The organism is Sphingobacterium sp. UBA2610, from assembly GCF_002339225.1.
GTDB classification, from domain to species: Bacteria; Bacteroidota; Bacteroidia; order Sphingobacteriales; family Sphingobacteriaceae; genus Sphingobacterium; species Sphingobacterium multivorum.
The window spans coordinates 435,728-457,632 of the sequence record NZ_DDKA01000019.1 but is presented as its reverse complement, the minus strand read 5'-3'; the positions used below and the strand labels follow the sequence as shown (position 1 = coordinate 457,632).

20 protein-coding genes are annotated in these 21,905 nt (G+C 40.9%); 19 read left to right on the top strand and 1 reads right to left on the bottom strand.

The genetic code is table 11. From position 1 onward, the window contains the following. The first annotated feature begins 127 nt into the window (after positions 1-127). The 18 genes from B4Z47_RS14610 (at position 128) to B4Z47_RS14525 (ending at position 19,304) form a co-directional block, all read left to right on the top strand. Positions 128-1,054 (top strand): PstS family phosphate ABC transporter substrate-binding protein, encoded by a 927-nt coding sequence (locus B4Z47_RS14610; RefSeq protein WP_286727436.1) that lies wholly within the window; start codon positions 128-130, stop codon positions 1,052-1,054. 25 nt (positions 1,055-1,079) lie between these two features. Beyond that, entirely contained in the window at positions 1,080-2,879 is a 1,800-nt protein-coding gene (locus B4Z47_RS14605; protein WP_286727434.1) for a tetratricopeptide repeat protein, read from the top strand. A gap of 118 nt (positions 2,880-2,997) precedes the next feature. Beyond that, entirely contained in the window at positions 2,998-3,372 is a 375-nt protein-coding gene (locus B4Z47_RS14600) for an NADH-quinone oxidoreductase subunit A (protein WP_070560967.1), read from the top strand. A gap of 61 nt (positions 3,373-3,433) precedes the next feature. Continuing rightward, positions 3,434-3,985 carry an NADH-quinone oxidoreductase subunit B gene (locus B4Z47_RS14595; protein ID WP_070560969.1) on the top strand — a complete coding sequence of 184 codons (552 nt, stop codon included), beginning with the start codon at positions 3,434-3,436 and terminating at the stop codon, positions 3,983-3,985. After that, positions 3,986-4,483 carry an NADH-quinone oxidoreductase subunit C gene (locus B4Z47_RS14590; protein WP_070560971.1) on the top strand — a complete coding sequence of 166 codons (498 nt, stop codon included), beginning with the start codon at positions 3,986-3,988 and terminating at the stop codon, positions 4,481-4,483. Between the two features lie 10 nt (positions 4,484-4,493). Then, on the top strand, positions 4,494-5,729 hold the full coding sequence (locus tag B4Z47_RS14585; protein ID WP_070560973.1) for an NADH-quinone oxidoreductase subunit D: 1,236 nt from the start codon (positions 4,494-4,496) through the stop codon (positions 5,727-5,729). Beyond that, on the top strand, positions 5,722-6,243 hold the full coding sequence (gene nuoE, locus B4Z47_RS14580) for a complex I 24 kDa subunit family protein (RefSeq protein WP_070560974.1): 522 nt from the start codon (positions 5,722-5,724) through the stop codon (positions 6,241-6,243). The genes B4Z47_RS14585 and nuoE overlap by 8 nt, the downstream gene beginning before the upstream one ends. Before the next feature lies 1 nt (position 6,244). Beyond that, positions 6,245-7,600 (top strand): NADH-quinone oxidoreductase subunit NuoF, encoded by a 1,356-nt coding sequence (gene nuoF, locus B4Z47_RS14575; protein ID WP_070560976.1) that lies wholly within the window; start codon positions 6,245-6,247, stop codon positions 7,598-7,600. Positions 7,601-7,630: 30 nt separating this feature from the next. Continuing rightward, entirely contained in the window at positions 7,631-8,650 is a 1,020-nt protein-coding gene (locus tag B4Z47_RS14570) for a 2Fe-2S iron-sulfur cluster-binding protein (RefSeq protein ID WP_070560978.1), read from the top strand. A gap of 8 nt (positions 8,651-8,658) precedes the next feature. Then, positions 8,659-9,699: an NADH-quinone oxidoreductase subunit NuoH gene (gene nuoH, locus B4Z47_RS14565; protein ID WP_070560980.1), complete on the top strand. Its 1,041-nt coding sequence runs from the start codon at positions 8,659-8,661 to the stop codon at positions 9,697-9,699. Between the two features lie 13 nt (positions 9,700-9,712). Then, positions 9,713-10,222, top strand: coding sequence for a NuoI/complex I 23 kDa subunit family protein (locus B4Z47_RS14560; RefSeq protein ID WP_070560982.1), 510 nt, complete (start codon positions 9,713-9,715; stop codon positions 10,220-10,222). An 11-nt stretch (positions 10,223-10,233) separates the two neighbouring features. Then, positions 10,234-10,731 carry an NADH-quinone oxidoreductase subunit J gene (locus B4Z47_RS14555; protein WP_070560985.1) on the top strand — a complete coding sequence of 166 codons (498 nt, stop codon included), beginning with the start codon at positions 10,234-10,236 and terminating at the stop codon, positions 10,729-10,731. Beyond that, entirely contained in the window at positions 10,731-11,060 is a 330-nt protein-coding gene (nuoK, locus tag B4Z47_RS14550; protein ID WP_046673084.1) for an NADH-quinone oxidoreductase subunit NuoK, read from the top strand. Before B4Z47_RS14555 ends, nuoK begins: the two co-directional genes overlap by 1 nt. A gap of 18 nt (positions 11,061-11,078) precedes the next feature. Further along, entirely contained in the window at positions 11,079-13,001 is a 1,923-nt protein-coding gene (gene nuoL, locus B4Z47_RS14545) for an NADH-quinone oxidoreductase subunit L (RefSeq protein ID WP_070560989.1), read from the top strand. Between the two features lie 14 nt (positions 13,002-13,015). Further along, positions 13,016-14,458, top strand: a complete 1,443-nt coding sequence (locus B4Z47_RS14540; RefSeq protein ID WP_070560991.1) for a complex I subunit 4 family protein — start codon at positions 13,016-13,018, stop codon at positions 14,456-14,458. 17 nt (positions 14,459-14,475) lie between these two features. Continuing rightward, positions 14,476-15,852 carry an NADH-quinone oxidoreductase subunit N gene (locus tag B4Z47_RS14535; protein ID WP_070560993.1) on the top strand — a complete coding sequence of 459 codons (1,377 nt, stop codon included), beginning with the start codon at positions 14,476-14,478 and terminating at the stop codon, positions 15,850-15,852. A gap of 192 nt (positions 15,853-16,044) precedes the next feature. After that, a complete protein-coding gene (locus B4Z47_RS14530; protein ID WP_070560995.1) occupies positions 16,045-18,519 on the top strand; it encodes a DUF5686 family protein in 2,475 nt (824 codons plus the stop codon). 32 nt (positions 18,520-18,551) lie between these two features. Then, positions 18,552-19,304 carry an enoyl-CoA hydratase/isomerase family protein gene (locus tag B4Z47_RS14525; RefSeq protein ID WP_312129259.1) on the top strand — a complete coding sequence of 251 codons (753 nt, stop codon included), beginning with the start codon at positions 18,552-18,554 and terminating at the stop codon, positions 19,302-19,304. Between the two features lie 165 nt (positions 19,305-19,469). Here the strand turns inward: B4Z47_RS14525 and B4Z47_RS14520 are convergent, their stop codons facing one another. Continuing rightward, on the bottom strand, positions 19,470-20,363 hold the full coding sequence (locus tag B4Z47_RS14520; RefSeq protein ID WP_070560999.1) for an AraC family transcriptional regulator: 894 nt from the start codon (positions 20,361-20,363) through the stop codon (positions 19,470-19,472). A 129-nt stretch (positions 20,364-20,492) separates the two neighbouring features. On the opposite strand from B4Z47_RS14520, the gene B4Z47_RS14515 reads away from it, so the two are divergent. After that, positions 20,493-21,869, top strand: coding sequence for a sugar porter family MFS transporter (locus tag B4Z47_RS14515; RefSeq protein WP_070561001.1), 1,377 nt, complete (start codon positions 20,493-20,495; stop codon positions 21,867-21,869). The last annotated feature ends 36 nt before the right edge of the window (positions 21,870-21,905 follow it).

Genomic DNA, 21,905 nt, shown 5'->3' with positions numbered 1-21,905 from the left:
TGCGGTTTGTACGACTCTGGCAAAATAATTTTTAATTAACTGCCCTCTTCTTTTTGGCGACAACCAATTCTCTCTTCAAAAATTAAACTATTTTTTAATTAAACTGTCTTATTTTATGATGTATCATATGAGAAAATATAAAATGATTCTTGTGATGCTTGGCATCTGTATGGGCATTTTTGTTTCCTGCGAAAATAAAACAAAGCAAACGAAAGAGAGCGATGATATTCTAACGGGTAAACTACCCGTCATTGTCGATCAGACTTTGTTGCCTATTATTCGGGAGTCTGCGGATGTTTTTGAAAGTTCTTATCCAAACTCGAGTTTGGAGCTCATGGCACGGCCCGAGATTAAAGCGGTGAATGCCTTATTGTCTGATTCTGCTTATGTGGTTGTGTTGACCCGACAGTTGACAGATGAAGAAGATAGCTACTTTAAAAAACGTGGCATTCAACCTAAAATATTCCAAATGGCTTCGGATGCCGTTGTATTGATTAATAATCGTAACAGTACTGATACTATAATGCAGCAAAAAGACGTTAAGTCTTTGTTGGAAGGTAACTTAGGGGGACAGCGATTGATCTTCGATAATGCCAATTCAAGTACACTGCGCTATTTGAAAGATTATTTCAAATTGAACAAAATTGATCCGAAAGCTGTTTCTGCTTTGAAAGATAGTGAAGATGTCATGAAATATGTCAGTGAAAATGCCAATGCAGTAGGCGTTATCGGATACAATTGGTATTTAAAAGCGATAGAAAAAAATTCGAATTTATTGGATAAAATTCGTACATTGAGCATCGAAAGTGTTGGTAAGGAGGGTGAAAAGGCGAGTTTTTATCGGCCGTCCCAATCGACTATTGCTGATGGCTTATATCCTTTTGTAAGGCCTGTCTACATTATGAACTATCAGCCAAATATGGGCTTGGGGTTAGGCTTTAGTGCCTTCTTGACAGGGGATCGTGGACAGCGGATTGTATTAAAGGCTGGATTGGTTCCTGCTACAATGCCCGGACGAGAGATCATTATTAGAGATGAAAGTTATATTAAATAGATAATAAATAGTACAAAAATAGATTATGACAAACAGTAAATTATTATTTAGTCTTTTATTGGCTGGATCTGTGGGCACAGTGAGTGCACAAAGTTTGAAAGATGCTAGAGCAGCCATCGAGGCTGAAAATTATGGTAAAGCGAAAACTATCCTTCAACAGTTAGTGACTAAGCAACCTAAGAATGGAGATAATTATTTCTATTTGGGTCAAATTTATTTGGTAAACGACAGAGCGGATTCTGCCGCTGCGATTTTCAACCAAGGTTTGGCTGCTGATCCAAAGGCTACAATTAATAATGTAGGTTTGGGTTATGTTGACTTAATGAAAAAAGATAAAGCAAGCGCTGAATCTAAATTCGCTTTGGCAACAGCAAAATTAGGAAAAAAGGATTATGAGCCATTATTGGAAATCGGTCGTGCATATATTAATGCTCCAGAGCCTGATTATGCAAAAGCGTTGGAATACCTGACACAGGCGAAAGAGAAAAATAAAAAAGACGTAGCTGTTCCTATCGCGTTAGGTGATGCGTACCGCGGTTTGAAAGAAGGTTCATTGGCCTATACAAGCTATGGTGAGGCGACGGATATTGATCCAAATTCAGTACAGGCGAAAGTTGGACAAGCTGTGATTGTACGTGGCGCTCAAGCTTTTGATGAGGCTATCACACAATTGGAAGCTATCGCAGCAGAAACACCGGCATACGCACCTACTTACCGTGAGTTGGCTGAAACATATAACCAATGGTCTAGATTGCCGGGTACTTCTGACGAGAAATATGTCGAGTTAAATAAAAAGGGTGTTGAGCAATACAAAAAATACCTAGAAGTAGCGGGTGATAATTCATTGGAAGCTAAAATCCGTTATGCCGATTTCTTGGTTTACGCGCGTCAATACGACGATTTGAAGGTCGTTTCTGAGGAATTAGCGAAAAACCCTTCTGTAGATCCAAAAATCTACCGTTATTTGGGTTATATTGCCTTCCAAAAAGCTAAAGATTATCCGAAAGCCTTGGAGTACTTAAACCAGATGTTTAGCAAAATGGAAAAAGATCGTGTAATTCCGTTGGATTATATGTATCTAGGTATGTCTGAGATTGCTGCAAATAGCCCAAAACCAGCAGCTGCTGGTGCAGATAGTACGGCTACTGCGGCTCCGGTATTGACAGCAGAGAATACAGCGAATATTCAAAAGGGTATTGCCGATATTAAGAAAGCAATTGATTTAGACAAAGAATTGTTGGGAGAAACAGCTGAGTTAGCTTTTGCTAAATACCAAGAGCAAGAATTGCAAACAGCAGCCTCTTTATTCGAGCTAGTTGCTTCTTATAAAGATAACAAAACATATCTGTTTGATGCAAATTACTATGCTGGAGAAGCCTATTACCAAATCGGTGCTAAAGAAGATGCAGCTAGTAAAAATGAGGAACAAGTTGTGGTTAATCAAGAATTGAGAGACAAAGCAATTGCGGATTTACAAAAATCACAAACTTTCTTAACTGTGATCGAAACAACTGATAATAAAGAAGCACAAGATAAATATTTGATTAATGCGCTTTATTACAAGGCTTTTGCTGCATTGACGGCTGATAATTTGGAACAACCAAAAGGTGATTTCGTAGCATCCTTCCAAAAATTGATTGAAACAATCAATCAACGTGGTGCGCAAGAGAAAAATAAAAATTATTTAATCGATGCGAATACCTATATCGGTCTTTACTATTATGTGAAGCAAGATCTTCCTAAAGCGAAGGAGAGCTTCCAAAAAGTATTGGCAATAGATCCAACGAATGAAGCTGTTAAAGGCTATTTACAAGGGATCAAATAGGCTTAAGTAAAATCATTCTAAATTAGGCGCAGATAGTAATATCTGCGCCTTTTTTGTTTTGTTTTTTACCTTGGAATCTCTATATTTAGAGACAGTTACCAATATAAATTGAATTGAGATGGAGCAAGCCAATAGTATGCCGATAGACTACTTGCCTATATTTATACAGCTTCTAGTTGCTGTAGGATTTGGAGTAAGTACCATAATTATTACACATCTTATCGGGCCAAAGGTCCGTACTGAAAACAAGCTTGGGGCTTTTGAGTCGGGGATTGAAGTTGTCGGAAATGCCAGGCAGCCTTTCTCTATCAAGTATTTCTTGGTGGCTATCCTGTTTGTGATTTTTGATGTTGAAGTCATTTTCATGTACCCGTGGGCTGTAAACTTCCGGGAGATGGGATTACAAGGCTTGATTGAGATGTTTATTTTCATGGGACTGCTCTTGTTGGGCTTTATCTATGTGATCAAGAAGAAAGCATTGAATTGGGACTAAACGTCCCGTTGGTCGTTGGCTCTTTGAGTCAATGATACTTAAACCTATAAATCGACTTTTCATGAGTGATATAAAATTGGCAGAAGCTCCTCCGGGAGTAGAAGGCGCAGGTTTTTTTGCGACAAGTTTGGATAAAGCCATTGGCTTGGCCCGAGCCAACTCGTTATGGCCTTTGCCGTTCGCCACATCCTGCTGTGGTATCGAATTTATGGCAACGATGGGCTCTACTTACGATTTGGCCAGATTTGGCGCTGAACGTCCTAGTTTCTCGCCCCGTCAGGCAGATATGCTTTTGGTGATGGGGACAATCGCTAAAAAAATGGCGCCTGTATTAAGACAAGTATATATACAGATGGCCGAGCCGCGCTGGGTAATCGCTGTAGGAGCTTGCGCATCGAGTGGTGGTATTTTCGATACGTATTCTGTTCTACAAGGAATAGACGAAATCATACCGGTTGATGTGTACGTGCCTGGTTGTCCTCCCCGCCCGGAAGCAATTTTGGATGGTGTATTGCGTCTGCAGGATATTGTAAAGAATGAATCATTGAACCGGAGAAATACGCCCGAATACAAAGCGCTGCTTGAGAAGTACGGAATACATACAAATAAATAGATGATGGAAAACAGTTTTTTATTGGATAAGCTCCAAGGAAATTTTCCGGGAAAGATTAACGAAATTCAAGATGCACACAGTCTATTGACCATTGTTGTTGATATGGAAGATGTGATTGATGTACTTCGTTTCTTAAAATCGAATAACGAATTGCAGTTTATTCATCTCACGGATATTACGGCGGTACATTATCCACATTTAGAAAAGGAGTTTGCTGTAGTTTACCATATTCAAAGTCTCGTTCATAATATCCGAATCCGCGTGAAGGTCTTTTTGCATGGACCAAATCCTGAGATTCCAACGGCAACAGTCGTTTGGAGAGGTGCAAATTGGATGGAACGTGAAACCTTCGATTTTTTTGGTGTCAATTTTATAGGACATCCCGATTTGAGAAGAATTTTGAATGTAGATGATATGGAGGTGTTTCCAATGCGTAAGGAATATCCTTTAGAGGATCCAAATCGCGTAGATAAGAAAGATTTGTATTTCGGCCGTTAATTTATACGATATGAGCGAATTTATAAGCAAGATAACAGCTAATCAGCCTGTCTTTGATGATAATGATCCACAGGATGAGTTGATTACCCTAAATATTGGTCCCACACATCCGGCTACGCACGGTGTATTTCAGAATGTCGTGCAAATCGATGGTGAACGGATTGTTAGCGGAGTTTCCACGATTGGCTATATTCACCGTGCATTTGAGAAAATTGCTGAACATCGGCCTTTTTATCAAATTACGCCTTTGACCGATCGTCTAAATTATTGCTCGTCTCCAATCAATAATATGGGCTGGCATATGACCGTTGAAAAACTACTCAAGATCGAGATTCCTAAGCGGGTGCAGTATATGCGTGTTATCGTCATGGAGCTTGCGCGTATTGCAGATCATATTATTTGTAATGGTATTTTGGGGGTAGATACGGGGGCTTTTTCGGGCTTTTTGTATGTGATGCAGGAGCGTGAATTTATCTACGAAATCTTTGAAGAAATCTGTGGCGCTCGCCTGACAACGAACATTGGTCGTATTGGAGGCTTCGAACGTGATTTCAATGCTATAGCCTTTGAGAAAATACGTGAATTTCTAAAACGCTATCCGCCGGTATTGCAAGAGTTTGAAGAGTTGTTTGTTCGTAACCGTATTTTTATTGAGCGGACTTCAGGCGTTGCTGCTGTAACAGCAGAAGATGCACTGGATTATAGCTGGTCTGGCCCTATTTTACGGGCGACAGGTGTAGATTACGATGTGCGGGTACAGAATCCTTATTGCTCATATGAAGAATTTGATTTCGACGTACCTGTTGGCACGACAGGCGATGTATATGACCGTTTCATGGTTCGAAATGCCGAAATGTGGCAATCACTTCGCATTATAGAGCAGGCATTAGCGAAAATTGAGAAAGAGCCTAAAGGTGTCTTCCATGCAGAGGTGCCTGATTTCTATTTACCACCGAAAGAGCAGGTGTATACCAATATGGAAGCTTTAATCTACCATTTTAAAATCGTCATGGGTGAGGTGGACACACCGAAAGCCGAAGTCTATCATGCGGTCGAAGGGGCAAATGGTGAACTTGGTTTTTATCTGATTCATGACGGTGGACGGTCACCTTATCGTCTTCACTTTAGAAGACCTTCTTTTGTCAATTATCAAATGTTCGCGCCAATGAGTGCAGGAATGCTGATTTCAGATGCCATTATAAATATGAGTAGTCTTAACGTTATAGCCGGAGAATTAGATGCTTAGTGTAAAACAACATAATGAAAATGTAACGTTTTCTCCAGAATTGTTAGCCAAGTTTGGAGAAGTGGTAAGTCGTTACCCCGAAGGAAAGCAAAAATCAGGCTTATTGCCCATTTTACATCTGGTTCAGGCGGAATATGGCTGGGTAAGCGCAGATGCGATGGATAAGGTTGCTGTTTACCTGAATATATTGCCTATTGAGGTGTATGAGGTGGCAACCTTCTATACCATGTTCCTGTTGCAACCTAAAGGAAAATATGTACTGGAGATTTGTCGTACCGGACCTTGTTGTTTGGTCGGTGCAGAGCGTATCATGGGGCATTTAGAGCAAAAGCTCGGCGTAAAGGAAGGTCAGGTCACCGCTGACGGGCTTTTCTCTTGGCGGGGTGTAGAATGTTTGGCCGCCTGTGGTTTTGGACCAGTCTTACAGATCGGCCCTGAATATACATTCTATGAGAATCTGACAGAAGATAAAGTCGACGAATTGATTGATAATTTAAAAGCTAAAACAGAATAATATGGCACGTAAACTTTTGTTGACTCATATCGATGTTCCTGGCATCAATACCTTTGAGGTCTATCGACAAAAAGGTGGTTATGTTGCTGTTGAAAAAGTAGTAAAGACAATGTCTCCTGAGGATGTTGTTGAAGAGGTTAAGAAGTCTGGATTACGTGGACGTGGGGGAGCTGGTTTTCCTACGGGCATGAAATGGTCCTTTTTGGCTAAACCTGAAGGGGTGCCACGCTATTTGGTCTGTAATGCCGACGAGTCTGAACCAGGAACATTCAAAGACCGTTATTTGATGACGCACATCCCACATGCGCTCATTGAGGGAATGATTGTATCCAGCTTCGCCTTAGGAGCTCATACATCGTATATCTATGTGCGTGGAGAGATGATGCCGCAAATAAGAATTCTGGAGCGGGCCATTGCTGAAGCCAAGGAAAAAGGTTTTTTGGGTAAAAATATTTTAGGCTCGGGCTATGATCTGGAGATTTATGTTCAGCCGGGAGGTGGAGCGTATATCTGTGGTGAGGAAACAGCTTTATTAGAATCTTTAGAAGGTAAACGGGGTAATCCGCGTATTAAACCGCCTTTTCCAGCGATAGCAGGTTTATATAACTGCCCGACAGTGGTGAATAATGTGGAGTCTATTGCGACCACAGTGCCCATTATCAATTTGGGCGGTGAAGAATATGCTAAAATCGGCGTGGAGCGTAGTACCGGGACAAAATTAATTTCCGCTAGCGGAAATATTGTAAAACCAGGGGTCTATGAGATCGAACTCGGTCTGCCTGTGGAAGAGTTTATTTACTCGGATGAATATTGTGGTGGTATTGCCAATGGGAAACGAATGAAAGCTGTCGTAGCTGGAGGCTCTTCGGTTCCAATCCTACCCGCTAACTTGATCTTGAAAACTGCGGCAGGAAATAGCCGGTTGATGACTTATGAGTCATTGGCGGATGGTGGTTTCCAAACAGGGACAATGCTCGGGTCGGGTGGTTTCATCGTATTTGATGAGGATCAGTGCGTGGTGCGTAATACCTGGAATTTTGCACGTTTTTATCATCATGAAAGCTGTGGGCAGTGTTCGCCTTGTCGTGAAGGAACGGGTTGGATGGAGAAGGTGCTGCATAAGATCGAGAGCGGTCACGGCTCGATGTCAGACATTGATTTGCTGTGGGATGTGCAGCGAAAAATTGAAGGGAATACAATTTGTCCATTAGGGGATGCGGCAGCATGGCCTGTGGCAGCAGCAATAAGACATTTTAGGGATGAATTTGAATGGCATATTCTTCATCCGGAAGAGTCACAAACACGGAATTATGGACTGGCACATTATGCTGATCCTTTACAACCAATAGTATCATAATAGAAGCTGTAACGATAAATTAATTATATCATGGCAGAAGCGGAAGATGTAAAGTTTAAGGTCACCATCGATGGTATACCGGTAGAGGTTGCTCCTGGGACAAGCATATTAAATGCAGCGAGAAAGATCGGTGGAGATATAGTCCCTCCGGCAATGTGTTACTACTCCAAACTGGAGGGAAGTGGCGGTAAATGCCGTACCTGTTTGGTCAAAGTCTCCAAGGGATCTGAAAAAGATCCGAGGCCGATGCCAAAATTGGTGGCTTCTTGTCGTACGACGGTGATGGACGGTATGGAAGTACAAAATATTACTTCGCCAGAGGTGGTGGAAGCAAGAAAAGGTGTTGTTGAAATCTTATTGATCAATCATCCCTTGGATTGTCCAATCTGCGATCAGGCTGGTGAATGTAAATTGCAGGATCTTGGGTATGAACACGGCAGCGCTAATACACGCTACGAATTCGATCGTCGTACCTTCGAACGAATTGATCTGGGCGATAAGATCCAATTGCATATGAACCGTTGTATCCTATGTTACCGTTGTGTTTATGTCGCCAATCAGTTGACCGACCAACGTGTACATGGTATCCTAGGAAGAGGAGATCACGCCGAAATATCGACTTATATTGAGAATGTCATCAACAATGATTTCTCCGGAAATGTTATTGATGTTTGTCCTGTGGGAGCTTTGACGGATAAAACCTTCCGTTTCAAGAACAGGGTATGGTTTACAAAGCCTGTCGATGCACATCGCGATTGTCCGACATGTTCAGGTAAAGTAACCTTATGGTATAAGGGAGAAGAAGTCATTCGGGTAACTGCTCGAAAGGATGAGTTTGGTGAAGTGGAAGAATTTATCTGTAATACCTGCCGCTTTGATCAGAAAAAAACAAGCGATTGGATTTTGGAGGAACCAACAGAAATAGATCCACATTCTGTTATTTCTGCCAATCACTACGAGTTATTTAATCCGCCAAAAGTCATTAAAGAAAATCCAATATTGCAGGAACAAAATCGGGAACAGTTAGCTAGAACGGAAAAATTGAAATAATCACAAACATGGAGTGGTCTTTTGTCATAGAAAAATTAATACTGGTGTCTGTTATTTTTGTTGTCACCCTGGTGATTGCGATGTATTCGACACTTGCTGAGCGTAAAATTGCAGGTTTTATGCAGGATCGATATGGTCCTGACCGGGCTGGTCTCTTTGGTATCTTGCAACCGCTTTGTGACGGTGGTAAATTCTTCTTTAAGGAGGAAATTATCCCTGCAGGGGCACACAAGGTACTTTTTATTTTAGGGCCTACTATTGCCATTATTACGGCCTGTATTAGCTCGGCGGTTATCCCTTGGGGACAGGAATTGCAAATTGGGGGACGGGTCGTTTCCTTGCAGGTGGCCGATGTTAATGTTGGGATATTGTATATGTTTGGTGTGATCGCATTAGGTGTATATGGTATTATGTTGGGCGGCTGGGCTTCCAATAATAAATTCTCACTTATGGGTGCTATTCGCGCTGCGTCGCAGAGCATCAGTTATGAGATCGCCATGGGATTGTCAATTATCGCTTTATTGATGGTGACACAAAGTCTCTCCTTAAAGGAAATCGTTGCGCAGCAGTCGGGTTTTGTCAATTGGAATATCTGGGCGCAGCCGCTAGGGTTTATCATTTTTATGGTCTGTGCTTTTGCCGAATGTAATCGGGTTCCTTTCGATTTACCGGAATGTGAGACAGAGCTTGTCGGTGGTTACCATACGGAGTACTCCTCCATGAAATTGGGACTCTATATGTTTTCCGAATATATTAACATGTTCGTTTCCTCTGCATTGATGGCATCACTTTATTTTGGCGGTTATAATTTCCCCTTTATGAATGATCTGGGATTGTCGGCCAATATGATCACGATCATCGGGGTAGTGGTATTCTTCATTAAAATATTGCTGTTTATCTTTTTCTTTATGTGGGTCCGTTGGACTTTACCACGTTTCCGCTACGATCAATTGATGAATCTGGGCTGGAAGATGCTGATTCCATTGGCAATTGCCAATATTGTACTCACAGGTGTATTTACATTGATTAAAGATACTTATTTCTCATAAGAAAGGACTTTTTATGCAACTAACCAATCGTAAAAAAGTAATTGAACAAAAACCGATGACATTTTCGGAAAGAATATACTTTCCGGCTATTATCAAAGGTTTGCGCATTACATTAAGGCATTTTTTTAAGAAAATTCCAACCATTAAATATCCGGAGGAAATAAGACCTTATTCGAAAAACTTCAGGGGGCAGCACTCGCTCAAACGTGATGAGGAAGGGCGTGAGCGCTGTACAGCCTGTGGATTATGTGCTTTGTCCTGCCCGGCAGAGGCGATTACAATGACTGCCGCCGAGCGGAAAAAAGGTGAAGAGAATCTTTATCGAGAGGAAAAGTATGCGTCGGTATATGAAATCAATATGTTGCGTTGTATTTTCTGTGGTCTATGTGAAGAGGCCTGTCCTAAAGAAGCGATTTATCTGGATGGACCGCATGTGACAGCAGATTACCTACGTAAGGATTTTATCTATGGAAAAGATAAATTGGTAGAACCAACTTTTGATATTACCAAATTAAAGAGCTAAACCAGGAAATTATGACAGTATTTTATTTTGTAGCCTTCTTGTCTATTTTCTTTGCGCTGCTGACCATTTTTACAAAAAATCCTGTACACAGTGTACTGTATCTGGTCATTACGTTTTTTACGTTTACAATACATTATATTCTTTTGAATGCACAGTTTTTGGCTGTGGTGAATTTCATCGTATATATGGGAGCCATCATGGTGTTGTTTTTATTTGTACTGATGCTGCTCAACCTGAACAAGGATACCGAACCCATGAAATCCAATCTGGTTAAGTTTATGGGTGCTATCGCCGGTTGTTGCCTATTGGTGACTTTCTTCGGTGTATACCGCGTATTTGACATTTCTAATCCCTTAACTGTTGTTAATCCGGAAATAGGGTTGGTTAAGAATCTGGGTAAGGTGTTGTTTAACGAATTTTTGCTTCCTTTTGAGTTATCATCATTATTGTTATTGACAGCAATGATTGGAGCAATATTATTAGCTAAGAAAGAACCTAAACAAATCTAATGGAAACAGTTGTTCAACAGTTGCAGGGGGTGCCAATAAATCATTATCTGATTTTTTGTGCGATTATTTTCGTTATTGGTGTTATCGGTGTTCTTATTCGCCGTAACGTCATTATTATTATGATGTCTATTGAATTGATGCTGAATGCGGTGAATCTTCTTTTAGCTGCTTTTTCAGTGCAGCATGGCGATTCGTCAGGACAGGTCTTCGTCTTCTTTATCATGGCATTGGCAGCGGCAGAAGTTGCCGTAGGCCTAGCGATTATTATTATGGTATATCGGAATACGAAGTCTGTGGATATCGATTCCTTAAATAAACTTCGTTGGTAGAACTTAGAAATAAATACGATGAGTGAATTAGTTTGGTTGATTCCCCTTTTGCCCTTAATCGGGTTTATTGTGAACGGATTGGGTAGGAATGCCTTCTCCAAAGGTATGATAGGTGCTGTTGGCAGCGCTGTAGTGCTTATTTCTTTTGTATGCAGCTGTATTCTTTTCTCCGAAGTCTACCAAGCGAGGCAAGCTGGACAAGCAGGTATTATAGAACAACATGTATTTGACTGGATTGCGGTGGGCAATCTCAAGATCGGTCTGTCCTTTTTGGTAGACCCACTAAGTGCCATCATGCTCCTGATCGTTACAGGGATTGGTTTCCTTATCCATGTCTATTCGATTGGTTATATGCATCATGATCATGGATTTGGTAAGTTCTTCGCCTATTTGAATCTCTTTATCTTTTTTATGTTGCTATTGGTATTGGGATCCAATTACCTGGTCATGTTCATTGGCTGGGAAGGTGTAGGGCTATGTTCTTATTTATTGATCGGCTTTTGGTATAAGAATAGTTCGTATGCGAATGCGGCAAAAAAAGCATTTGTGATGAATAGAATAGGTGATTTAGGTTTTCTACTTGCGGTATTTTTAATCCTTGGAACTTTTGGATCCTTAGAATTTTCAACTGTATTTCCTGCGGCCAAGAATTTTGCTGTTGGTGATATCACAGTCGTTAGCATTACCATTTTGTTGTTTATTGCTGCAACAGGTAAATCGGCGCAGATACCTTTGTTTACTTGGTTGCCAGATGCCATGGCTGGCCCAACCCCCGTCTCGGCCCTGATTCATGCGGCAACGATGGTTACGGCCGGTATCTATATGATTGCACGTTCCAATGTACTGTTTATCCTTTCACCGTTTACCTTGCAGCTCATTTCTGTGATCGCTATTTGTACAGCCCTATTGGCTGCTGCAATAGCATTGACACAAAATGATATTAAGAAAGTATTGGCTTATTCCACCGTTTCACAATTGGGCTATATGTTTCTTGGCCTTGGTGTCGGAGCATTTACGGGAGCGTTTTTCCATGTATTGACGCATGCCTTTTTCAAAGCCTTACTATTCCTGGGGGCGGGATCTGTTATACACGGTATGAGTGAAGAACAGGATATGCGAAAAATGGGAGGTTTGAAGAAAGCAATGCCTATTACTTATCTGACGATGTTGATGGGGACAATCGCGATTGCAGGAATTCCACCCTTCTCCGGCTTCTTTTCCAAAGACGAAATATTGGCCGGGGCATTTGCTGCGAGTCCAGTTTTATGGGGTTTAGGTTTTATTGGTGCATTAATGACGGCTTTCTATATGTTCAGGATGTTGTTTATGACCTTTTCTGGAACATTCCGTGGTACGGAAGAGCAAAAGCATCATTTGCATGAATCTCCAAAGAGTATGACAGTGCCACTCATTGTATTGGCTATACTTTCTGTGATCGGAGGAGTGATCAATTTACCAGCTGTTTTGGGTGGTAACCATTGGCTTGAGGATTTCCTGACGCCAGTGTTTTCAGAGGGAAAAGCGATAATGCCTGCAACTCATCATTTGGAACATAGTACGGAATATTTACTCATGGGCATTTCTGTTGTTGGAGTATTGATTATGGTTGCTTTGGCTTTTCATAAATACGTTAAACGACAACAGCTACAGGAAGAGGGCGAAGGTACGCGTGGTTTCTTGGGCAATCTTTCTTACCATAAGTTTTACGTGGATGAGCTCTATGATAGCATCATTGTACGTCCCATCAATTGGCTCTCGGCTTTCTTCGGAAATGTCGTGGATCAACGTGGTATTGACGGTGTTGTTAATGGGGCCGGTAAGGCAACATTTGATACGGGAAAGGTATTGCGTTTGCTCCAGAATGGTAATGTTGGTTTTTATTTATTGATGATGGTAATTGGGGTGATTGCCATTTTCATCTATGGATTGTTGAGTCTTTAATTTTGGTGTAATCGATGGATAACTTGTTTTTACTTATTTTATTGCCGTTAATAAGCGCATTGATTCTAACGTTCTTAAAGACCAATGCTGCAAAGTCTATTGCCTTGATTTTATCATTACTGTCTTTGGCTTTGACTATTCCGTTCCTCTGTACTTTCGACGCAAATGGCGGAATGCAATTTGAACAAAATTGGCTATGGATTTCTTCGTTGCATATTCATTTTCATATCGGCGTTGATGGAATTAGCTTGCCGTTGATCTTATTGACAAATGGATTGATGCCTTTAATCATTGCTACAACCTTTAAGAAGGAGTATAAAGGAAACTTTTATGCATTAATGGCTTTTATGCAAGCGGGCTTATTGCTCGTATTTATGGCCCTGGATGCTTTTACTTTTTATGTGGGTTGGGAGATTGCCTTGATACCGATTTATTTTATTTGCGCGCTTTGGGGTGAAGGAGATCGTATTCGCGTAAATTTGAAATTTTTTATTTATACTTTTTTGGGTAGCCTTTTGATGTTGATCGGTATTCTTTATCTCTATCAACAAGTGCCCAACCGTGATTTTGAATGGACCTCATTTATTGCCTTAGATTTGGGAGAAAATACGCAGCGGTGGTTATTTTGGGCATTTTTTGTCGCTTTCGCCATCAAAATACCAATTTTTCCTTTTCATACTTGGCAACCCAATACGTATACAAATGCGCCAGCGGCAGGCACGATGTTGTTGGCAGGTATCATGCTCAAAATGGGGGTTTACGGTTTAATGCGTTGGCTATTGCCTATCGCACCAAATGGTGTTGCGCTGTATGGGCATTTTGCAATGATCTTATGCGTTATTGGGATCGTTTATGCTTCCATTATCGCAATTAAACAGGACGATGTGAAGCGATTGATCGCGTATTCGTCAATAGCCCACGTTGGCTTAATTAGTGCCGGTGTCTTCACATGGAATACGAATGGCCTGAGTGGAGCAACTATTCAAATGTTAAATCACGGTATTTCTGTGATCGGGCTTTTTTATGTGTTGGATATTATACAGCAGCGCACACAGACACGTAGTCTCACAGCGCTTGGCGGAATAGCAAGCAAGGCGCCTCGTTTGGCCATCTTCTTTATGATTATTTGTATGGGGGCAGTGGGTTTACCATTAACGAATGGATTCATTGGTGAGTTTTTATTATTGAAAGGCGTTTTTCAGTATGGATTTTGGTTTGCTGTTTTCGCGGGTCTAACCTTAATTCTGGGCGCAGTTTATATCCTTAGGCTTTACCAAGGAACGATGTTGGGGGAAACGACCGAAAAAACTGTACAATTTGAAGATGTAAAAGGAACGGAACTTATTGTATTGACAGTCGTCTCCGTCTTGATCCTTTATATTGGTATATTTCCTAATTTCCTATTGAACCTTTCTGCAGGTTCCGTGGAAGTTTTAAGTACATTTTTAGGCAGATAATAGATATATTTAATTGTATGGGTGCAATAATTACACTTTCGATATTAGCATTAGTCGTCCTTTATCTTGGTTTATTCAAGATGAAATCTATGCTACTGCCTGTTTCTATTCTTGGCTTCTTGGTCGCTATTGGTTTTTTATGGAATGATTGGACTTCGACCAGAGGACCGCTCTATAGTGGGATGGTTCATTTTGATCATTTTGCTATTGCCTTCTCAATCTTATGTATCGCAGTTACCTTGTGCATTTTTGTTATCTCAAAGGGATATTTTGATGAGGAGGGACAAATTGCGGAATATTATTCCTTATTAATTTTCTCCCTCACAGGTGCTGTTCTTGTGAATAGTTATCATAATTTTTCAATGCTTTTTTTAGGTATTGAAATTATGTCTGTAGCGCTTTACATTTTGGTCGGTATACGTAAAAGAGACAAAGCATCAAATGAAGCTGCATTGAAGTACTTTTTGATGGGGGCTTTCTCTACGGGCTTTCTATTGTTTGGTATTGCCCTTTTGTACGGTGCCACAGGATCATTTGATTTAAGTGAAATCAAAGACTATGTTGTCAATAACCCGCAGGCAATTTCACCGTTGTTTTATGGGGGTATATTGCTTCTCATTGTAGGACTGACGTTCAAAGTGGGCGCTGTTCCATTTCATTTTTGGACACCAGATGTTTATGATGGGGCTCCGATATTGATTACGAGTTATATGAGCACCGTGGTTAAAGTTGCTTCTTTTGCTGGATTGTTACGTTTATTCAGTTATAGTCTATTGCCTTTACAAGATTTTTGGACGCCGGTTTTCTTAGTGATCGCCATTCTCACCTTATTTGTTGGAAATATTTCTGCATTAATGCAGTCTTCCTTCAAACGTATGCTTGCTTATTCGAGCGTTTCGCATGCCGGGTATATGTTATTTGCGATTGTAGCAGTTGGGGCTACCTCGGCTAATAGTATCTTTGCTTATGGCCTTGCCTACTCTCTAGCCACCATTGTTGCTTTTACAGGATTGATCCTAGTCAAGAAAACGACCGGTTCTGAACATTTTGAAGCTTTCAATGGCCTGGGCAAACGAAATCCTTTGCTAGCATTTGCCATCACGATAGCAATGCTTTCTCTTGCGGGTATACCACTGACAGCTGGATTTATCGGTAAGTTTATGATGTTTTCTTCTGTTATGGAAAATTATCATATTGTTTTGCTTGTATTGGCTGTAATCAATGCAGGAATTGCAGTGTATTACTACTTGAAGGTTGTTGTTGCGATGTACTTTAGAGACAGTGACGAATCCTGTGTCAATGTACAGTGGAATTATTCATTTGTGTTATTCCTTGCCGTAGCGCTTACAATCTTAATTGGGGTATATCCAGACTGCCTTTTAAAATTAATATAAAGTTTCTGTTAAAATACTTGTTGTTTATTAGAGCATGGCGATTTCGCTGTGCTTTTTTTATTTTTATTGGTATAACTCTTGCATACAAATTGTATATTGTAAAAAAGAAATCCTATCAAATTGCAGATGGCGTTTAAAGTGTGTGTTAAATCTTTTTCGATTCGTGTTTTAAGTGTGTTACTATTCTTCTATATGGGTGGAAAAGTAATTGCACAGGACTTTATTCGTGGAAAGGTCATTGATGCACAAACAGGCAAGGGTATTTCAAGGGTTTCAATTAACTGGCTTGATGGAGATAGCGGTGGTAGCAGCGATACCCTTGGGTTTTTTAAGATTCTGGATATCAAGAAATACAGACAGCTTGTCTTTGGAGCGGTGGGGTATGAGCGGCGTACGGTGGATGTTCGTCGTTTACAGGATTCAATGCTGACCGTGCACTTAATTGCCTCAAATAACACATTAGAGGAGGTCGTGGTCAATCGAAAAAACAAAAAAACCAAAGATCCTGCTATAGCACTGATTGAACAGGTTATTGCACATCGACCACAAAATCATTACACCCGCATACCTGAAATTCGTTTTGATGAGTATGAAAAGACGCAGTTTGGTTTTGTCAATCCTGAAGATAAAGCGAAGAAATTTCCGAAACCATTCCGATTCCTCTTTGAAAATATAGATTCTACCGCTTTTCGGGGGCAAACCATTGCACCCTTTTATTTGGAAGAAAACTATGCAAATGTCTATTCATCCCATAATCCAGATCGTAGTAAGAAGATTGTCATCAGCCACAACCAGACCGAATTAAATCCACGCTTTTTTAACAATGACAATTGGCAGACGCGGTTTCAAACGATACTCCGTGATGTTGATCTTTATGATAATACAATTCAGATCACAAACAAAGGAGTCTTGAGCCCAATTGCTGCAGGTGCTACAGCGTTTTATAGGTACAAAATTCAAGATACGGTCAAGATTGAAGGCAAGGATTATATTGAGCTCCATTTTGAAGGTAAATCGGCTATTGATCTGCTCTTCTACGGTGATCTTCTGATCTCAGATGATACAAGGTATGCTGTTCATCGCGCGACTTTGAATATCGGACGTTCTGCAAATATCAATTGGATTAATGACGTGCAAATAGATCTTAGCTATAGTGAATTTAAAAATGGTAGCATGCTCCCTGTTCGTGCAGATCTAAAAATGTTATTTGGTGGGAGCAAGTCAGATGTATTGTATGGACGCAGGGAAACCCAATACTTGGGACATCGCACAGATTCTATTTCGAATGAGAATTTTGCTGGTGTACCAGTTGAAAAGAGGTATCTCCTCCAGTCCGCACCGCAGGTGCCCATTGTAGGGGTTAGACCAACTCCGTTAAGCCATGCTGAATTAGGAGCCTATCAAAAGGTTGATTCGGTACAGAATATGCGTTCTTTTAATCAGTTGGTCGCATTGGGTTATTTGTTAGCAAAGGGATATTATAATGCCGGGAAAGTTGAATTTGGTCCACTGGAATATCTTTATAGCCGCAATAATTACGAGGGGAATCGTGTGCGCCTGAGTGGTCGGACGACGCGTTTATTTTCGGAAAAAGCCTACATTGAAGGATACACAGCCTATGGCGATAAGGACAAAGAGCTAAAGTACTACCTGAGTACGGCATTTACTTTAAATGGAGAACGTATTGTTCAGTTTCCGGCAAATTATTTACGCTTTACAGTACAGCATGACGTCATGGAACCGGGGCGAGGTTTGGGTTTTTTAAAAGGGGATGGTTTCTTCCGTTCTTTTGGGAAAAACAGGCCTAATAAATGGCAATTTAATGATATCTATCGTATCGATCATCTGATCGAATTTGGGAACCATGTTAGCGTAGGTACGGCGTTTACGCATACTCGCAGACAACCGCGCGCTGACTTGTTTTATATTAATAGCCTACCTTTACCTGATACTGTCCGACAAGTCAATACAAATGACCTACAGCTGATTTTACGTTGGGCTCCGAATGAAGAATTTACTTATCATAATCTCGACAGAGGAACCGTAGAAAACAAATATCCCATTTTTACCCTGCAATATAATAAAGGACTGAAAGGATTTTGGGGCGCAGACTATAGTTATGATGCATTACGCTTTAGCATTTTCAAACGACTATTTTTATCCCCAGCGGGGCAGGCGGATTTTGAATTTTCAGGAGGAAGAATTTGGGGGAAACATCTGCCTTATACCTTACTGGAACTCCCTGACGTCAATAGAGATAAGCAGGGACCGTTGGTGAATTTTGACTTGATGGCTACCTCGGAATTTGTTTCAGACCAGTTTTTGAAACTGACCTATTACCATAACTGGAATGGTTTCTTTTTCAATAGAATTCCGTTGTTCAGGCGGTTAAAATGGCGTGAAGTGACGGGATTTAAGGCTTTTTATGGAAAGTTAAGCGATGCCAACAACCCCTTTGTAACGCCCGAAAATATTCAGTTTGAAGCGGACAAAAATGGTATTATCCAAACAAAAGCAGTGCGTAACAAACCGTATGTAGAAGGGCTAGTGGGGGTGGATAATATCTTTAAATTGATTAGATTAGAGTATAAAAAGAGATTAAGCTATAGTGGTGGTGAAGGCATACCTTCTGATACCTTTACAGCATCCTTACATTTTAATTTTTAGCAATTATGGTCCAATATTCAAATTTAAATTATGTGATTAAAGATAGCATCGGCTATGTTATCATTAATCGCGAACCCCAGCTGAATGCGTTGAATCAGGAAACCCTTGACGAATTGCAAGATATCTTCATGCATTTCAATGCCGATGACCACGTAAGAGGTATTATCCTGACAGGCGCTGGGCTTAAAGCATTCGCTGCAGGGGCAGACATTAAGGAATTTATGGATTTATCTGTAATTCAAGCACGGTGGCTCAGTGAACGAGGACATATTATTTTTTCGGACCTTATTGAAGGTTCTCCGAAGCCAGTTATTGCTGCAATAAATGGGTATGCTTTAGGCGGAGGGCTGGAGATGGCTTTAGCCTGCCATATTCGTATAGCGTCTGACAATGCAAAAATGGGACTACCGGAGGTTTCTTTGGGACTGATTCCGGGTTATGGTGGTACGCAGCGTTTACCCAAGTTGATCGGAAAAGGACAGGCTATGCAAATGATTTTAACGGGTGATATGATTGACGCGCAGCGAGCCTATGAACTAGGATTGGTCAATGAGGTGATCGCACAGGATAAACTAATTGCCCGTGCGGAGGAAATACTCCATAAGATATTTACGCGCTCTCGCGTTGCAGTGGCAAATGCTATTACTGCTATTAACGCTGCTGAAGATAAACAACAAAACGGGAGTAAGGTGGAAATGGATGCTTTCGGACATCTGTTCGGAACAGAAGATTTCAAAGAAGGTGTTTCCGCATTTTTAGCGAAAAGGACACCCAATTTTGAATAATACCGCAGCACTTCGCTAAATGCTATATTGCCGTGTATTGTCAGGTTTGAGTATCGATGAAGAGGTAAAATAAGACCAAGAAAGGAGGTTCGGATTGAGCGCCAATCGTTTTGCGGCATTGGTTAAGATGGCTCATGAATCTGAATCAGAAAGCTTTAACCGACATTATTTTTGATATTTTTTGCGATATTCCTGTGGCGACATTTTCATTTCCCGTGTAAACGCTTTTGAAAAATGAAAGGGGTCATAAAAATGGAGTTTGAATGCGATTTCTTTAATCTTAAGTAGGGTAAATTGCAGATAGGAGCAAGCCCTTTGCATACGGAGTTGATTGTAATACACCATGGGTGGGTAAGATGTTTTCTGCTTGAACAAGTTAATAAGATGTGACTTGGAATAGTTGAAATGTGCTGAAATATCATCCAAGTTGATATTGTTTTCCAGATTGTCTTTCATAAATATAATGATGTCCTGTATGATATTATCTACTTGAATTCGGTTACCTTCTCTAAACTGAGCCTGATATTGAATGGACGCTAAAAAATATTGAAAGCAAAAACTCGTATACTCCAAATTTTCTGGACTATACCCCATTTCCAGGTTTTTGTAGATGCTCTCGAAGAGCTGGATGCGGTTGGCATGTTTGTTTGAATCCGCGTCATCTATATGAATCACTTCGCCCATGATATGTTGAAAAAGAACTGCATCTGTGCCGTCGAAATGAATCCAATAGATGCTCCAGGGATCATTTGATTTTGCTCCATAGCAATGAGCGCTATCTCTCGGGATAATGTATATATCGTTTCTTTTAAGGTTGTGCGTTGTTTCATCCTGTTTTATCCAACCGCTTCCATCTTCGCAATAAATCAGAATATATTCCTTACATCCTTCTTGACGATCACGGTAGTGTTTTTTAGCATTGGGATAATAGCCGATATGTGTGATGTGTAATTTTGATGTGATGTTGTTGCCTGTCAGGTAATTGCATACGGCATAGGGAAGGACAATCGCCTTTTCTCCTTTGAATCCTTCAGCGATGACATCTTGGTTTTGTTTCATAGATCGAGCTTATTTTTGGTTATTCGTATAAAAATAGTAATATTTTACATGTTTATCGTGTTCACTTACATGATTCTCCCCAAGTATTCCATTAATTTTACCTAAGTAAATCTAAATATGTAAACTCTTATGCAAAAGACTGCGACGACCTATCTGCTATTGATCACTTTTGTGGCTGCTATCGGTGGATTTCTATTTGGGTATGATTGGGTAGTTATTGGTGGTGCAAAGCCATTTTACGAGGCTTATTTTCATTTGGAGTCCGATCCTGCCTTGCAGGGGTGGGCCATGTCTTCGGCGATTGTGGGAAGCTTCGTTGGTGTACTACTCTCGGGGGGATTGGCCGATCGCTATGGCAGAAAACCGCTGATTTATACTGCTGCAATTTTATTTATAATGTCTGCAGTGGGAACCGGTATGGCGTCCGAACTGGACACTTTTATTATCTATCGGATTTTGGGCGGGATAGGTATTGGTGTAGCCTCCAATTTGGCACCGATGTATATTGCTGAGATCGCCCCTGCAGAAAGTCGAGGGAAATTTGTATCGATCAATCAGTTGACCATTGTACTGGGCATCCTTGCAGCACAAGTGGTCAATTGGCTCATTGCAAAGCCGGTTTTAGCCGGAGAATCTATGCTAGAAACCTGGAATGCGCAAGAGGGGTGGAGATGGATGTTTTGGGCAGGAGCGATCCCGGCAGTCATTTTTTTATTGCTACTTTTCCTGATTCCTGAAAGTCCGCGCTGGTTATATACAAAAGGGAAGCACGAACAGGCAAAACGTGTGTTTTTACGCATGGGTGGAGAGGAGTATGCAGCAGAAAATATACGTTCTATTGCCGAGGCGGCTGAACTAAGTCAGGCTAAATCCCGAAAGAGAAATTTATTTCAGGGGAAACTGCTGCGGTTGCTACTGCTAGGGAGTTTTATTGCGGTTTTTCAGCAGTGGTGTGGGATTAATGTTATTTTTAATTATGCCCAGGAAATCTTTACAGCTGCTGGATATACGGTTTCGGGGATGCTTTTCAATATTATTATCACTGGCGTGATCAATGTCATTTTTACATTCATTGGCATGTATCTGGTTGATCGAATTGGTCGTCGCGCATTGATGCTTTTCGGATCAGCAGGCCTTTTTGTGATTTATATTGCCTTAGGAGCATGTTATTATTTCAATTGCAGCGGCATTTTTGTGCTTCTCCTTGTACTGGCCGGAATTGCGGTGTATGCGATGACCTTGGCTCCTGTAACTTGGGTAATTATCGCCGAAATATTCCCTACCGCTGTAAGGGCGCAGGCCATGGCGATTGCAACATCGTTATTATGGATTGCATGTTTTGTGCTCACCTATACGTTTCCTTTACTGAATCAAAACCTGGGAGCAGCTGGTACATTCTGGCTGTATGGTGGAGTCTGTTTTATCGGTTGTCTGTTTCTATGGAGCCGATTGAAAGAGACCAAAGGAAAAAGCTTAGAAGAAATTGAACAAGAACTGGAAGGATAATTGGCACCCGGATAATCAACTGAATCAACTCGACCT

What these genes read in the sequence shown, in the direction of transcription:
- B4Z47_RS14610 (WP_286727436.1), top strand. Translation starts at nt 128, where the DNA reads ATGAGAAAATATAAAATGATTCTTGTGATGCTTGGCATCTGTATGGGC.
- B4Z47_RS14605 (WP_286727434.1), top strand. Translation starts at nt 1,080, where the DNA reads ATGACAAACAGTAAATTATTATTTAGTCTTTTATTGGCTGGATCTGTG.
- B4Z47_RS14600 (WP_070560967.1), top strand. Translation starts at nt 2,998, where the DNA reads ATGGAGCAAGCCAATAGTATGCCGATAGACTACTTGCCTATATTTATA.
- B4Z47_RS14595 (WP_070560969.1), top strand. Translation starts at nt 3,434, where the DNA reads ATGAGTGATATAAAATTGGCAGAAGCTCCTCCGGGAGTAGAAGGCGCA.
- B4Z47_RS14590 (WP_070560971.1), top strand. Translation starts at nt 3,986, where the DNA reads ATGATGGAAAACAGTTTTTTATTGGATAAGCTCCAAGGAAATTTTCCG.
- B4Z47_RS14585 (WP_070560973.1), top strand. Translation starts at nt 4,494, where the DNA reads ATGAGCGAATTTATAAGCAAGATAACAGCTAATCAGCCTGTCTTTGAT.
- nuoE (WP_070560974.1), top strand. Translation starts at nt 5,722, where the DNA reads ATGCTTAGTGTAAAACAACATAATGAAAATGTAACGTTTTCTCCAGAA.
- nuoF (WP_070560976.1), top strand. Translation starts at nt 6,245, where the DNA reads ATGGCACGTAAACTTTTGTTGACTCATATCGATGTTCCTGGCATCAAT.
- B4Z47_RS14570 (WP_070560978.1), top strand. Translation starts at nt 7,631, where the DNA reads ATGGCAGAAGCGGAAGATGTAAAGTTTAAGGTCACCATCGATGGTATA.
- nuoH (WP_070560980.1), top strand. Translation starts at nt 8,659, where the DNA reads ATGGAGTGGTCTTTTGTCATAGAAAAATTAATACTGGTGTCTGTTATT.
- B4Z47_RS14560 (WP_070560982.1), top strand. Translation starts at nt 9,713, where the DNA reads ATGCAACTAACCAATCGTAAAAAAGTAATTGAACAAAAACCGATGACA.
- B4Z47_RS14555 (WP_070560985.1), top strand. Translation starts at nt 10,234, where the DNA reads ATGACAGTATTTTATTTTGTAGCCTTCTTGTCTATTTTCTTTGCGCTG.
- nuoK (WP_046673084.1), top strand. Translation starts at nt 10,731, where the DNA reads ATGGAAACAGTTGTTCAACAGTTGCAGGGGGTGCCAATAAATCATTAT.
- nuoL (WP_070560989.1), top strand. Translation starts at nt 11,079, where the DNA reads ATGAGTGAATTAGTTTGGTTGATTCCCCTTTTGCCCTTAATCGGGTTT.
- B4Z47_RS14540 (WP_070560991.1), top strand. Translation starts at nt 13,016, where the DNA reads ATGGATAACTTGTTTTTACTTATTTTATTGCCGTTAATAAGCGCATTG.
- B4Z47_RS14535 (WP_070560993.1), top strand. Translation starts at nt 14,476, where the DNA reads ATGGGTGCAATAATTACACTTTCGATATTAGCATTAGTCGTCCTTTAT.
- B4Z47_RS14530 (WP_070560995.1), top strand. Translation starts at nt 16,045, where the DNA reads ATGGGTGGAAAAGTAATTGCACAGGACTTTATTCGTGGAAAGGTCATT.
- B4Z47_RS14520 (WP_070560999.1), bottom strand. Translation starts at nt 20,363, where the DNA reads ATGAAACAAAACCAAGATGTCATCGCTGAAGGATTCAAAGGAGAAAAG.
- B4Z47_RS14515 (WP_070561001.1), top strand. Translation starts at nt 20,493, where the DNA reads ATGCAAAAGACTGCGACGACCTATCTGCTATTGATCACTTTTGTGGCT.